At 57.2% G+C, this 14,064-nt stretch carries 12 protein-coding genes, 2 pseudogenes and 1 riboswitch; of the genes and pseudogenes, 12 read left to right on the top strand and 2 right to left on the bottom strand.

The features are described from left to right. Positions 1-439: 439 nt before the first annotated feature. From ltrA to IRT44_RS02640, 9 genes and pseudogenes are all read left to right on the top strand, one after another. Positions 440-1,186: pseudogene (gene ltrA, locus IRT44_RS02680) on the top strand (group II intron reverse transcriptase/maturase); the annotation flags it as partial. Between the two features lie 113 nt (positions 1,187-1,299). Next, the gene (istA, locus tag IRT44_RS02675; RefSeq protein WP_230077399.1) at positions 1,300-2,517 is read left to right on the top strand and encodes an IS21 family transposase; all 1,218 of its coding nucleotides are present in this window, start codon (positions 1,300-1,302) and stop codon (positions 2,515-2,517) included. Continuing rightward, positions 2,514-3,299, top strand: a complete 786-nt coding sequence (istB, locus tag IRT44_RS02670; RefSeq protein ID WP_029099487.1) for an IS21-like element helper ATPase IstB — start codon at positions 2,514-2,516, stop codon at positions 3,297-3,299. Before istA ends, istB begins: the two co-directional genes overlap by 4 nt. 124 nt (positions 3,300-3,423) lie before the next feature. Beyond that, positions 3,424-3,909: a group II intron maturase-specific domain-containing protein gene (locus IRT44_RS02665; protein WP_230077398.1), complete on the top strand. Its 486-nt coding sequence runs from the start codon at positions 3,424-3,426 to the stop codon at positions 3,907-3,909. Between the two features lie 319 nt (positions 3,910-4,228). Next, on the top strand, positions 4,229-5,317 hold the full coding sequence (locus IRT44_RS02660) for a quinone-dependent dihydroorotate dehydrogenase (RefSeq protein WP_230077397.1): 1,089 nt from the start codon (positions 4,229-4,231) through the stop codon (positions 5,315-5,317). Positions 5,318-5,408: 91 nt separating this feature from the next. After that, positions 5,409-5,601: riboswitch (cobalamin riboswitch) on the top strand. A gap of 149 nt (positions 5,602-5,750) precedes the next feature. Beyond that, the gene (locus tag IRT44_RS02655) at positions 5,751-6,512 is read left to right on the top strand and encodes an energy-coupling factor ABC transporter permease (protein ID WP_171566803.1); all 762 of its coding nucleotides are present in this window, start codon (positions 5,751-5,753) and stop codon (positions 6,510-6,512) included. After that, a complete protein-coding gene (locus IRT44_RS02650) occupies positions 6,513-6,800 on the top strand; it encodes an energy-coupling factor ABC transporter substrate-binding protein (RefSeq protein WP_230077396.1) in 288 nt (95 codons plus the stop codon). Beyond that, positions 6,797-7,588: a cobalt ECF transporter T component CbiQ gene (gene cbiQ / locus IRT44_RS02645; RefSeq protein WP_171566805.1), complete on the top strand. Its 792-nt coding sequence runs from the start codon at positions 6,797-6,799 to the stop codon at positions 7,586-7,588. Before IRT44_RS02650 ends, cbiQ begins: the two co-directional genes overlap by 4 nt. Before the next feature lie 3 nt (positions 7,589-7,591). Then, positions 7,592-8,431, top strand: a complete 840-nt coding sequence (locus IRT44_RS02640) for an energy-coupling factor ABC transporter ATP-binding protein (RefSeq protein ID WP_171566806.1) — start codon at positions 7,592-7,594, stop codon at positions 8,429-8,431. A 218-nt stretch (positions 8,432-8,649) separates the two neighbouring features. Here the strand turns inward: IRT44_RS02640 and glnA are convergent, their stop codons facing one another. Next, entirely contained in the window at positions 8,650-10,068 is a 1,419-nt protein-coding gene (gene glnA / locus IRT44_RS02635) for a type I glutamate--ammonia ligase (protein ID WP_230077395.1), read from the bottom strand. 221 nt (positions 10,069-10,289) lie between these two features. Here glnA and panE point away from each other — a divergent pair, with 221 nt between their 5' ends. From panE to IRT44_RS02620, 3 genes and pseudogenes are all read left to right on the top strand, one after another. Beyond that, positions 10,290-11,219, top strand: coding sequence for a 2-dehydropantoate 2-reductase (gene panE / locus IRT44_RS02630; protein ID WP_230077394.1), 930 nt, complete (start codon positions 10,290-10,292; stop codon positions 11,217-11,219). A gap of 44 nt (positions 11,220-11,263) precedes the next feature. Then, positions 11,264-12,201: pseudogene (locus tag IRT44_RS02625) on the top strand (4-hydroxy-3-methylbut-2-enyl diphosphate reductase). Between the two features lie 137 nt (positions 12,202-12,338). Further along, entirely contained in the window at positions 12,339-13,571 is a 1,233-nt protein-coding gene (locus IRT44_RS02620) for an MFS transporter (protein WP_230077393.1), read from the top strand. Here the strand turns inward: IRT44_RS02620 and IRT44_RS02615 are convergent. Further along, a complete protein-coding gene (locus tag IRT44_RS02615) occupies positions 13,561-13,950 on the bottom strand; it encodes a cupredoxin domain-containing protein (RefSeq protein WP_171566811.1) in 390 nt (129 codons plus the stop codon). The two genes, IRT44_RS02620 and IRT44_RS02615, sit on opposite strands and share 11 nt — an antisense overlap. Between the last annotated feature and the right edge of the window lie 114 nt (positions 13,951-14,064).

Genomic DNA, 14,064 nt, shown 5'->3' with positions numbered 1-14,064 from the left:
AAAGTCCTGACCTGAGGTACACGAACCCAATTTGAGGCTGTTGTACTCGGGCGAGCCTGCCGAACAAGGTGAAGCCCCATACAGCCAAGGAGTGCAGCAGTAAATTGGGCAGGTACATGGGACGAAAGTTACCGCCCTTACCCGGGGAGGTCTGCATGATACGCCTACTACCGTTGGCAACCGTCTCCGCGAGGGGCGCTGAACATGCAGAAGTCAGCAGAGGCCATAGTACTCCGATAGAGGACGCTCGAAGGAGGAAGGGCCGAACATCAAGTCAACACATGTTCTAATCCCTTTCGATACGGTGCGTCGAAGCAGAATTCCGAAATGGAACTTCCTCTGAATAGTAGGGGTGAAGCCCCGAGGGTACAGAGAAGGGCTGAGCATCGTACGGCAAGCTTAGCAACATGTGTGCGAAGAGAGGAGTATCGTCAGGGGCATGCTGGAGAAAGTGCTGTCACGGGACAACCTCATGGCCGCTCTCAAACGAGTGGAGGCCAACAGAGGTGCTGCGGGAATCGACGGTGTTTCAACCGAACAACTGCGCGACTACCTTCGTCAGCACTGGGCGACCATCCGGTCGCAAATCGAGAAGGGAACCTACAAGCCGTCTCCTGTCCGCAGGGTCGAAATCCCGAAACCTGACGGGGGAATACGGTTGCTAGGCATCCCTACCGTGGTAGATCGCTTCATCCAGCAGGCCATCCTGCAGGTATTGACTCCCATATTCGACCCAGAGTTCTCCGACTCCAGCTTCGGGTTCCGTCCAGGCCGCCGTGCTCACAGTGCTGTGCGGAAAGCACAACAGTACATCAACGAAGGATTCCGGTATGTGGTCGACATCGACTTGGAGAAGTTCTTCGACCGGGTCAACCATGATATCCTAATGAGCCGGGTTGCCCGCAAGGTGAAGGACAAGCGCCTTCTTAAACTAATTCGCGCTTATCTGCAATCCGGAGTCATGGTCAACGGAGTGTGTGTCACGACGGAAGAGGGCACGCCGCAAGGTGGCCCCTTAAGTCCGCTGTTGGCCAACATTCTGCTAGACGACCTGGACAAGGAGTTGGAGAAAAGGGGACACCGTTTCTGCCGCTATGCGGACGACTGCAACATCTACGTCCGCTCCAAACGTGCGGGTGAACGTGTAAAGGCAAGTGTGGAGCGATACTTGACCAGGGTTCTCAAATGTGAAGATCAGCGATAAAATCCCCAATAGAATCGGTTGAAAATTCCCCATTTTCATCGCAGACTCTCTCCTTGGAGGAGAGAGAAATTATGGTAAAGAATGGGGAGTTTTACATGATTCACGAGATGAGGAAACGTGGCATGAGTATTACTCGGATCGCGCAGGAAATGGGGAGGGATCGAAAAACCATTCGTAAGTGGCTAAACAAGAAGGAACCTGAATCCTATCAGCGAAAGGTCACTCGTCTCGGCAAGCTGGATCCGTTCAAGGATTACGTTCGCCGCCGAATGGAGGAAGGTTGCCTGAATGCGAGAGTTATCCTGGAAGAAATCAAGGCAAAAGGGTATACCGGTGGGATTACCACTCTGCGAGTCTTCATGAAACCGTTCCGGCCCACCGTCATCAGCAAAACCACCGTCCGATTTGAAACAGATCCCGGATACCAAGCCCAAGTCGATTGGGGACGGTTTACGGTGGACTGGCACGGCAAACCAAAACGGCTCTATGCGTTTGTCATGGTCCTCAGCTATTCTCGCATGATGTATCTGGAGTTCACTGAAGATGAGAAGTTGGATACGCTCATCAGTTGTCACCATCGGGCTTTTGAGTATTTTGGAGGGGGTACGGAGGTGATGCTGTACGACAACATGAAGACCGTTGTGAAAGACAGAGATGAACAGGGCCATCCCGTCTGGAATGAGCGTTTTTCCCGATTTGCCAGCCACCACGGCTTCCTTCTTACGAGCTGCCGGCCCTATCGCGCTCGCACTAAAGGAAAGGTCGAAAACGGAATTGGCTATGTTCGCAAGAACTTTTGGCCGCGAGTTCGGGAATTCAAGGGAGTAGACGATCTGAATCGTCAAGCTCGTGAGTGGCTAAATCAAGTGGCCAACGTGAGGATTCATGGAACCACGCACGTCAGGCCGGTTGACCGCTGGCATGAGGAAAAGCTGAAACCCATGAACCCAACGCCGTTTGCGGTCGTCGACCGTCATGCTCGGAAGGTATCAGCCGACTGCCTGGTATCGTTTGAGGCCAACCGTTACTCCGTTCCCTTCCGTTTTATGGGGCAAATCGTGCATGTCCAGGACGACAAGAACGGACGCATCCGGATTTACAGTGGAGACACACTCATCGCTGAACATCCCAAGGCCGTCCAAAAAGGGCAGCTGGTCATCAACAAAAAGCACTTCGAAGGACTGCGCCCAACCGGTCAACATCGAGTTCCTGCCCCAATGCCCAAACTTGTTGACCGACCAGCCCCTGAAGTGCTGGAACGAAACTTATCCGTGTATGAACAATTCCTCGACGAGGCGGTGAGGCTCCAATGATTGGGCTGCAAGAACGTCTTGAGGATGCCTTCCACCAATTCGGATGGACTCGCATTCCCGAGGTGCTTCACCACCACGCCGAAGAAGCTTCCAAACACAATATATCGTATCTGGAATTTCTGGACAAGCTGCTGCAGGAGGAGTTGGCGGCAAAATGGGATCGGTATATCCGGACCCGGACACGTCTAGCCAACTTGCCCTTTCACAAGACCCTGGATCAATTCGACTTTCGTTTCCAACCATCCATCGATGAACGGCGAATCCGGGATCTGGCGACCCTTCGGTTTATCGAGCACCAGGAGAATCTCATTTTCCTCGGCCCGCCCGGTGTGGGGAAAACACATTTGGCCGTTGCACTGGCTTTGGAGGCGATTAAGCAGCGGTATACGGTGTATTTTACAACCGCCCATGATCTCGTGCAAACGCTTCAGCAGGCCGATCAGAACCATACGATCAAACAAAAAATTCGCATGTACACCAAGCCGCGTCTGTTGATCATCGATGAGATCGGCTATCGCAAGATGGACGAACCGGCAGCCCATTTCTTCTTCCAAATCATCTCCGAACGATACGAGACCGGCTCTATCATCCTGACTTCCAACAAGTCGTATGGTTCATGGGGAGAAATCTTTGGAGACTCTATACTGGCCACAGCCATCCTGGATCGTTTGCTGCATCATTCCACCACAATCAATATCAAGGGGGAAAGTTACCGCATCAAAGAAAAGAAAAAGGCGGGTTTCTTCCGACCAGAAGGGCATGAAGAACACCCAAAGGAGTAGTCCTTGTTTCCGCCCCCTAAGGGGCGTATAAAATAACTCTTACTGGGGAATTTTCGATTGATTTTTTTGAGGAGCTTTCTTTTGATCTTGACACAAACTCAAGGTAAATCAACAGAAAAGTGCGGTGGACCGCCCGTGCAACCGGAAGTTCCTCGGCTTTAGCTTTATTCCGGGAAAGGAAGCGCGGATACGTCTGCATCCCAAATCGATCACCCGGTTAAAAGGACGAATTCGCCAATTAACCAACCCACATCGAAGCATGGCCATGCAGGAGAGGATTCAAAAACTCAACCAATACCTCATGGGATGGATCGGGTATTTTGCGCTGGCCGAGGCGAAAACCCATCTTCTGCGAATAGAGGAATGGATTCGCCGAAGGCTCCGGCTCTGTCTATGGACGCAGTGGAAACGAGTTCGTACGAGGTACCGCGAACTTCGTTCGCTTGGATTTTCTCACAACAGAGCACTGGAAATCGCAAACACCCGAAAGGGGGCGTGGCGGACAACAAAATCCCCACACATGCACAAAGCCCTTGGTATTGCCTACTGGCAACAACAAGGGCTGATGAGTTTGATACAGCGATATTTCACACTTCGTCAAGCTTGGTGAACCGCCGTATACCGGTCGGTACGTACGGTGGTGTGAGAGGACGGGGGTTAACCACCCCCTCCTACTCGATTCGGGAGATCGGGTTTAAGAGAATACAGGCATAGGGAATGAGGATACTAGTTGCTAGAGGGGCCGGCTGCCTGCAGACGGGAGGAGTAGGAACCGAAACAGCCGTCTGCTGCCAATGGACCAGGGTCTATCCTCGTATCGCGGCAGAAGTTTTTCCGTAACCGAAGGGAAAGGGTACTTCTCTCGTAGTGCGCACCCTTTTGCAAATATGGTATGCTACTAGGCAGTAGAACGAGTGAGGAGTGCAGTGATGTATCAACTGGTCAAAAAATTCCTGTTTAAGATGAGCGCAGAAGAAGCGCATGAGAAGACCATACACCTGCTCCGGTCAGTGGAAAACTCCGCACCGGGCAAAAGCATCCTGAAGATGGTGTATCAGTTCCGCGACGAACGTCTGGAGACAACGCTCTGGGGCATTCGCTTTCCCAATCCAGTCGGCCTGGCCGCCGGATTTGACAAAAACGCCGAAGTCTATCACGCGTTGGCTTCGCTGGGCTTTGGATTCGTGGAAGTGGGCACAATCACGCCGCAGGGACAACCGGGCAATCCGCAGCCGCGGCTGTTCCGCCTGCCGGAGAAGCAGGCGGTCATTAACCGCATGGGGTTCAACAATTACGGCGCCTACACCGCCTCGCAAAACCTGTTGGACTACGCCTATGCCGACATCCCGATCGGCATCAACATCGGCAAGAACAAGCTGACGCCCAATGAAGAAGCGGCTTCCGACTACAGCAAGTGCCTGGACCTGCTCTATTCGTACGGCCATTATTTTGTGATCAACGTCAGCTCGCCCAACACGCCCAACCTGCGCGACTTGCAGGAGGCCAACAGCCTGCGGTCCATTCTCCGCGAAGTGAAGGCCAAGGCGGCCGAACTGGAGATGCGCGGCGCCAAGGCGAAGCCGATCCTGGTGAAGGTATCGCCCGACATGGCGGACGAGCAGATGAGTGACGTGGTCAGGGCCGCGGTGGCCGAAGGGGCGGCCGGCATCATCGCCACCAACACCACACTGTCCCGTGATGGGGTGGAAAACCACCCGTACGCAGAAGAAGTGGGCGGCTTGAGCGGAAAGCCGCTGGAGGAGCGGTCCACCGCCTGGGTGAGAGAAATTTACCAGGAAGTGGGGGACAAGGTGCCGATCATCGGAGTGGGCGGCATCTTCACCGGTGACGACGCCTACCGCAAGATTCGCGCCGGCGCCAGCCTGGTGCAGGTGTACACGGGAATGATCTACCGCGGGCCGGGTATTGCGCGGCAGATTAACAAACGGCTGGTGCAGCTGTTGAAGAAGGACGGGTTTGCCCGCATCAGCGACGCGGTAGGCGTGGACGCACGATAGATAGCGCACCTCGGAGACGATTCTCCCCTCTTTTGCTTTCGCGGGGCTCGTTTATAATGGACGCAAACGTCCAAGATGGAAAGGAAAAAAACCGAATACAACGGAGCTAGGTGCCCTTATGCGGATAAGGGGTAACAGGGAATCGGGTGAAAATCCCGAGCGGTCCCGCCACTGTAACCAGGGAATTCTCTTTTGACAGGCCACTCGCCGCTCGCCGGACGGGGAAGGCAAAAGAGCGTGATGATCTGGAAGCCAGGAGACCTACCTAGCTGCCGCACCCAACAGCCTTCGAGGAAAGGAGAGGTGAGCCCAGGCAGTACGACTGTTTTGTTTGAGGAAGTAGTCGTCTATTCACATTGCGCAAAGCTCATCCGGCCGGATGAGTTTTTTTCTTGGACGTTGGATGTCGAACCAGATAGGGAGAGGATGCTCGATGAGCCGTTCGCGTTCGTTGATGAGCGGAATGCTTGTGACCGGATTTGTCATGTACTTTCTGCTGAATGAGCCGGAGACCGGACACGCCATGCACATCATGGAAGGCTTTTTGCCGGTGGAGTGGGCGCTGTTCTGGTGGGCCGCGTTTCTGCCCTTTTTCCTGCTGGGCCTGCGCTCCATCAAGCGGCTGGTCCAGGATAACCCCGAGTTGAAGCTGCTGCTGGGGGTGGCGGGGGCGTTTGCCTTTGTTCTGTCTGCATTGAAAATTCCGTCTGTGACCGGGAGCAGTTCCCACCCGACCGGGACCGGCCTGGGAGCCATCCTGTTCGGTCCGCTGGTCATGTCGGTGCTGGGCACCCTGGTGCTGCTGTTCCAGGCCCTGCTGCTCGCCCACGGCGGCTTGACCACGCTGGGGGCCAACGCGTTTTCCATGGCAGTGGTCGGGCCGTTTGTGGCCTACGGGGTGTATCGGCTGGTGCTGCGGGCCAACGGCGGCCAGCGGGTGGCAGTGTTTCTGGCGGCTGCCCTGGCCGACCTGACCACGTACGTGGTGACGTCACTGCAGCTGGCGCTGGCGTTTCCGGCAGCATCCGGTGGTGTCGCCGCCTCGTTCGCCAAATTTGCCGGCATCTTCGCGCTGACGCAGGTGCCGCTGGCCGTAAGCGAGGGACTGCTGACGGTGCTCGTCTGGAACTGGCTGCAGTCGTACAATGCAAAAGAACTGTCGCAACTGCCGCTGCTCAAACGGGAGGGGATGTAAGTGAAACGCTGGTCAAACTGGGTGCTGTTGCTGCTGGTGGCGTTGTTGGCCGTGCTGCCGCTGATATTGGTGAAAGATTCGGAGTTTGGCGGAGCGGACGGCGCGGCGGAAGAAGCGATCAAAGAAGTGGCCCCCGACTATGAGCCCTGGTTCCAGCCGCTTGTGGAGCCGCCGGGCGGCGAGACGGAAAGCCTGCTGTTTGCCGTGCAGGCCGCGCTGGGCGCCGGATTTATCGGATATGCAATCGGCCTGTACCGGGGTCGGTTGAACAACGGCAAAGAACAATGATCGACCAGTTGGATACGCTCGCCTACACCAACCGGCTGCGCCGCCTGTCCCCCGGCTGCAAGCTGCTGTTTGCCGTGGCGCTGATGTTGATCGTCCTGGTCAGCCATCCGCCCGTGCAGATTGCCGCCTTTGTCTGGATCAGCATCTGGATTGTCGCCTACGCCCGCATTCCCTGGCGCGTCTACCTGGTCGGGCTCGTTCTCGCATGTTCGTTTCTGGCCGCGGGAATGCCGGCCCTGTTGGTGGAAGCGGCGCCTTCGTCCGGGTGGAGCAGCGGCGCCAATGTCCTGGCCGCCTGGCAGTGGGGAGGCTGGGTGATCTATGTGACCACGGACGGCGTCGCCCGGGCAGTGACCCTCATGTGCCGTTCCCTCGCGGCACTGTCCTGCTTGTATTTCGTGCTCTTTACCGTGCCGTTTGCCGAACTGCTCCAGGTGCTGCGCCGCATCGGCCTGCCGGCGGTGCTGACCGATCTGGTGATGCTTATGTACCGTCTGGGGTTTGTGTTTCTGGAAACGGCAGCCTGGCTGCGGACCGCGCAAATCGCGAGGGGCGGCTATCAGGGGATTCGCGCGGCGCTCCGCGACACCGGCAGGTTGGTCAGCCGGCTGTTTGCACGTGCGATGCTCCGGTATCGGCAGCTGTACCTGGGCATGATGGCGCGAGGTTTCACGGAGGACTTTCGCGTCGTCAGCCTGTCAACACATGTCCGCTCCAAGCGGCACGAACGGGAGGCACTGGTCGGATGCGTGCTGCTGGCGGCATGGGAATGGTGGATCGGAGGATGAGACGTGACAACGCATGTGCTTGAGTTTGCCGATGTGCATTACACCTATCCGGGCGCCGCTCAGCCTGCGCTCAACGGCGTGACAATGGCCGTGCCGGCAGGCCGGCGATGTGCGCTGCTCGGCCGCAACGGCTGCGGCAAGTCGACGCTGTTTTTGCATGCAAACGGCATTTTTCGCCCGCACAAGGGACAGGTCCTGTGGAAAGGCGTGCCGATCAGTTCGCGGCGGGCAGATCTGCAGGCGCTCAAACGAAACGTAGGGCTTGTGTTTCAGGACCCGGAGCAGCAGTTGATCGCTGCCACTGTCGCCGAGGATGTGTCGTACGGGCTGTGCAATCTCCATCTGCCGGAAGCGGAGATCAGGGAAAAAGTGCGGCGGACACTGGAGGCATTCGGCCTGAGTGAGTGGGCTGACACTCCGGTGCATCATCTGAGTCTCGGCCAGAAGCGGAGGGTGGCCCTGGCCGGCGTGATGGTGATGGAACCGGAACTGCTGCTGCTGGATGAGCCGACGTCCTACCTGGACCCGTGGCAGACGGAGGCCTTTGTCCGTCAGTTGGAGCGCATCCACGCAGCAGGCACGACAATTGTAATGGCGACGCATGACCTGGATTTCGCATACGCCTGGGCGGACTGGGTGTTTGTGATGGATGCGGGGCGGCTTGTGCTGGCAGGGGAGCCGGAGCGTGTCTTTGCCCGTCGGGACATCCTGGAGGTTTTGCAGTTCAAACGGCCCGCCGTGCTGGAACTGTGGGAATCCCTTCCCGGCCATGTGAAAGAACGGCTCGGCCCCGGCCTGCCCAAGACGACGGGCGAGCTGGCGGAGCGGCTGCGTTTGTTGTAGCGTTGTTTGCCCCTTATCCGCGTCGCGTTTTGGAGCGGACGCATTCGACTACTTTGCTGGTTGTCAAGAGAGCGAGCGGGCACCATCACACATGACTGATTTTGCCTGCAAACAAACTGAGACCGAGGCACAATGCCTCGGTCTTTTTGTTGCTTCTGTATTTGCGGCGGATTCGGTTTCTCGCGGTTCCAGATTGGAGGATTGCCCGAGCGCTTGGCTTACAGATCGTAGTACAGTTCGTATTCCTTCGGATTGACGGTGCGCTCCACTTGTTGGATTTCGTCGCGCTTGAGGGCGATCCAGGTTTCGATCACGTCGTGAGTGAAGACGCCGCCCTCCAGCAGGAAGTCGTGGTCGCGTTCCAGCGCGTTCAGCGCTTCTTCCAGCGAGCCGGGTGCGCTCTTGATCTCATGTTTTTCTGCATCGGTGAGGTCGTAGATGTTGCGGTCAACCGGCCCGAATCCCAGTTCGCGCGGATCAAGCCCGCGCTTGATTCCGTCCAGACCGGCCATCAGCATGGCGGCAAAGGCCAGGTACGGATTCGCCGTGGAGTCCGGGGTGCGAAACTCGATGCGAGCCGCTTTCGGCGTCATGGCAGCCACCGGGATGCGGATGGCAGCGGAGCGGTTCCCTTTGGAGAAGACCAGGTTGACCGGCGCTTCATAGCCGGGCACCAGCCGTTTGAACGAGTTGGTGCTCGGATTGGTCAGCGCAATCAGGGCCGGGGCGTGATACAGGATGCCGCCAATGTAATAGAGCGCCATTTGGCTCAGGTTGGCGTAGCCGCCTTTTTCGTAGAAGAGCGGTCGCTCGCCGTCAAACAGGCTTTGATGCACGTGCATGCCGCTGCCGTTGTCGCCGACGATCGGTTTCGGCATGAAGGTGGCCGTCTTGCCGTGTTTGGCCGCCACGTTGCGGACGATGTACTTGAACAGCAGCAGGTTGTCAGCCGTGCGCGTCAGGGTGTCAAAGCGGAAGTTGATTTCCGCTTGCCCGGCAGTGGCCACCTCGTGGTGATGGCGCTCCACTTTCAGGCCGGCTTGGGTCATGAGTGTGCACATCTCATTGCGGATGTCCACCTGTGTGTCAGTCGGCTGCACGGGGAAGTAGCCGCCCTTGTTGCGCACCTTGTAGCCGAGGTTTTGCCCTTCCTTCCCGGTGTTCCAGAACGCTTCCTCGGAGTCGATATGGAAGAAGGAACCGGACGGTCCGGAAGCGTAGCGGACGTTGTCAAACAGGAAAAATTCCGATTCCGGCCCGAAGTAGGCGTCGGTGGCCAGGCCTGTCTGTTTCAGGTAGCGTTCCGCCTTCAGGGCGATGCCGCGCGGGTCGCGTTCGTAGGGTGTGCCGTCGGGATTGTAAATGTCGCAGACGATGTTCAGCGTTTTCGCTTCGACAAACGGGTCGATAAATGCGCTGGCGGGGTCGGGCATCGCCACCATGTCGCTGTCTTCGATGCCTTTATACCCAACCAGGCTGGAGCCGTCAAAGGCGACGCCGTTGAGGAAGGTCCCTTCGTCAACCGCATAGGCGGGGATGGTCACATGATGCTGGCGGCCGGACAGGTCGACGATGCGAAAGTCAACATATTCGATGTTTTCTGATTCAATCAGGGAAAGAACTGATTTCATATCCATTTTGATCACTCCATGACGAATATTCTTAGGTGAAATTTGTGTTAATGTTCGATTTTTAATTTCATATTAGCGATTATAGTGTTTGGATTTTTGCGCTGTCAATAGGTTTTATGACGCATAATGTTAGGTTTTATTACATAATAGTGCGGGGTATCGCATCAGCTTCCGTTTTATTAGAATGGAGACAGACTATTTTGAACTAAGATGGGGAGGAAATGCGGATGAACGTATTGGTCTTGGGAGCAGGTGCGGTGGGCGGTTATTTTGGCGCCCGATTGGCGGAAAAAGGGGAAAATGTTACCTTCCTCGTGCGAAAACGTCGGCAGGAACAGCTGTTGAAGCGGGGCCTGCGCGTACATAGCGTGCACGGCGACATTCATCTCGACCAACCGCAGTTGATCGTCGCAGGTGAAGCAGCAGGGCCCTTTGACGTGGTGATCCTGTCCAACAAGGCCTATCATCTGGACGACAGCCTGGAGTCGATTGCTCCGTACGTGGGCGAACAGACGGTGGTGATACCGCTCTTGAACGGGATTGCCCACATGGAGCAGTTATGGGCGCGCTTTGGACGGGAGCGGGTCCTCGGCGGTCTCTGTTTTATCGAGACGACGCTGAACGAGGATGGCGATGTGGTGCAGACCAGCCCGACGCACGAAGCGGTGTTCGGCGAGTGGGAAGGCGGGCGAAGCGAGCGGGTGGACGCGATCGAACGGGCTTTTGCCGGGACGGCGGCCACGATCAGGGCGAGCGCCAACATCCAGCGCGACATGTGGCACAAGTACCTGTTCATCACCACCTTGTCGGGCATGACCACGTTGATGAACGCAGCGGTAGGGCCGATCCGCGATGCCGTCTACGGGATGGAGCTGACGCGCCAACTGGCCGAAGAGGCGGCCGCCGTGATGCGCGCGCTGCATGCCCCGATCGACGAAGACATCGTCGAGAAGCAGATGAAGACGTTTCAAAATCTGGGCTACGGAATGAAGTCCTCGATGCTGCGCGACATGGAAAAAGGACTGCCGGTGGAAGCGGATCACCTGCAGGGCTACCTGCTGCGGCGGGCGGAGGAACTGGGTGTGGCCGCGCCGCTGCTCAAAGTTGTGTACAATAATCTGAAGGTTTACGAACGGAAGCGGGAAGCAGGCAAATAAGGTATAATAGTAACGGTTTGTTTATTTCGAGAGGAGGGGTACACATGGAAGTGATCAAGATTTCCCCCGCGGATACTGTTACGGCGTCGTGGACGCCATGGTGCTGGCGCTGAAAACGGCGCAAAATTTTGACCTGCCCCGACCGATTCACATATTGGGGATGATTGTACACAACGCCCACGTCGTTGAGGCGTTTGAAAAACTGGGTGTAAAGACGCTGGACGGCGAAGACCGGCTGGCGCTGCTCGACAAGATTGACAAGGGGACGGTGATCTTCACCGCGCACGGCGTTTCCCCCGAAGTGCGGAAAAAGGCGCGTGAAAAGGGCTTGACCGTGGTAGACGCCACCTGCCCGGACGTCACCAAGACCCATGACCTGATCCGCGAAAAAGTGGCGGAGGGGTATCACGTCATCTACATCGGCAAAAAAGGGCATCCGGAGCCGGAGGGAGCTGTCGGCATTGCTCCCGACAGGGTGCATCTGGTGCAGACCGTGGACGAGATCGAGGCGCTGAATCTGCCCGTCGACAAACTGATCGTGACCAACCAGACGACGATGAGCCAGTGGGACGTCAAACACCTGATGGACGCGATCATCAAACGCTTCCCGCAGGTGGAGGTCTACAACGAAATCTGCCTGGCCACACAGGTGCGCCAGGAGGCAGTCGCGGAGCAGGCCGGAGAGGCCGATCTCTGCATCGTCGTCGGCGACCCGCGCAGCAACAACTCCAACCGGCTGGCGCAGGTGGCGGAAGAGATTGCCGGCGTGCCGGCCTACCGCATCGCTGATTTGTCCGAACTGAATCTGGAATGGCTGAAAGGAAAGAAAAAGGTGGCGGTCACGTCCGGTGCGTCCACGCCGACGCCGTTGACCAAAGAGGTGATCCAGTTCCTGGAGCAGTACGACGAGACAAAGCCGGAGACCTGGGAGAAAAAGCGGACAGTCAACATGGAGAAAATCCTCCCGGCAGTGAAGCAGTAAAGCGGGCCGCTGCCGACGGAGACGAGAACCGTCACCACAAGAAATTACCGCGTTTCCGACATCTGAACCCAAGCGCAATTTGGCCGAGGAGACGAGCGGGCACGCTCGTCTCTTCGGCCTGAACCAAAGGAGAGCTTATGTCTGAAGCACTGACCAGTCAAGCGAGCGACGAACGCGGGGCACAGCGCATCCACCTGAACGCATTTTACCTGTTTGCCTACTACGGATTCGGCTCGTTTTTTCCGCTCATTACCCAGTACTACGATTCGATCCGCCTGACCGGAACGCAGATCGGCGTGATCAGCGCCGTGACACCGGTGATCTCCATTGTGACACAGCCGCTGTGGGGCATGATCTGCGACCGCTTTCACATCCGCAAGCAGGTCCTGATGCTGACCCTGGCAGCAGCGGGGGCGATCGGGCTGCTGTTTCCCGCCGTTTCCACGTTTGCCTGGGTGTTTTTGCTCTACATCGCCATGTCCGTGTTTCAAAGTGCGGTCGTACCCGTGTCGGACAGCCTGGCACTGGGGTATGCGAAACGGCACAACGTCCAGTTCGGCGACATTCGCATGTGGGGCGCAGTCGGGTTTGCCCTCGCCGCCTTTCTGACCGGGTTGGCGGTGGAACAATGGGGGCCTGCCGCCATTTTTTACTCGTACTGCGGCGCCTACCTGATCGCCTGCCTGTTTCTGCGCCGGATTCCGGAACACACGGATGCGGCGCCGTTTACCGTGAGTGTGTTCAAGGGACTGACTCAGCTGATCCGCCTGCCGCGGTTTGTCCTGTTTCTCGCGGCTACCTTTTTTATCTTTGGGACGATCAATGCCCATAACATCTGGTTTTCCCTGTACTACCAGCACATCGGGGGAACGGTGGCCGGCGTGGGTCTGGCCTTTCTGCTCTTTGCCGGCAGTGAGGCGCCGTTTATGAAAATCGCCGGTTACTTTGTGCGCCGCTGGGGGCTGGAGCTGACCATTCTGCTTTCGAGCACGGTCTCCGCCCTGCGCTGGCTCTGGTACAGCACGGCTCCCGACACGACCTGGGTGATCGCCCTCTTTTTCATCCAGGGTCTCTCCGTCGGATGTTATCTGGCCACGGCAGCGCAGTTCGTGCGGGAAAACACGCCCGCTTCCTTGCAGGTGACCGCGCTTGCCATCTACGCTTCCATCGGCAACGGTCTGGGCTCGATGACCTGCAACCTGTTGGGCGGCTGGATCAAGGACACGTTTTCCATCCTGGAGACGTACCTGTTTTTCGGTCTGGCCTCGGTAGCCGGACTCATTCCGCTGCTGATCATCCGCTTTGGGCCGTGGAAGCACGCTTCGGCCGAGCAGCAGGAACAGTTCGCGTCAGGACAGCTTAGTCGATAATCAGCAGTCCCTGATACCCTGTTTCCGGATAACCGGGCGTATCCGAGACAAACGGATAGCGCCCTTTTTTGCTGGCCGTAAACTGGAGCGTCGTCGACTGGCTCGGTTTCAGATCGGCGGAAGAGATGTTCAACTCGCGAATCACCAGGTTGTGGGGACGGGTGTCCGTGTTGACGACCGTCAGGGAAACGGTCTCTCCCTGGTGAAAGACGAGCCGGTTGGGCAAAAAGCCGGCGCTGGCAATGGTGACGGTTTGCACCCGTTGGGCCGCGACCGGGGAGGTATTTATGCGGTAGTGGTCATGCAAGGCTAATAACCCCGATATCAGCGCCAGCGCGATAAACGGATAGCGAAGCTGCCTGAAACGGTGACGAGTCATTACACTTCAGCTCCTTCGCGTGTGCATGATCTGTGCTGTTACTATTATCCTGTCCTGGCCTGGGCGGGGATAAACACAGCGATGGTGCGCAGATGATGGATGATCCGAGCGCGA

Origin of the sequence: Brevibacillus sedimenti, assembly GCF_020923495.1 — a bacterium.
Taxonomy (GTDB): Bacteria; Bacillota; Bacilli; order Brevibacillales; family Brevibacillaceae; genus Brevibacillus; species Brevibacillus aydinogluensis.
This window is presented reverse-complemented; position numbering and strand designations above follow the sequence as displayed.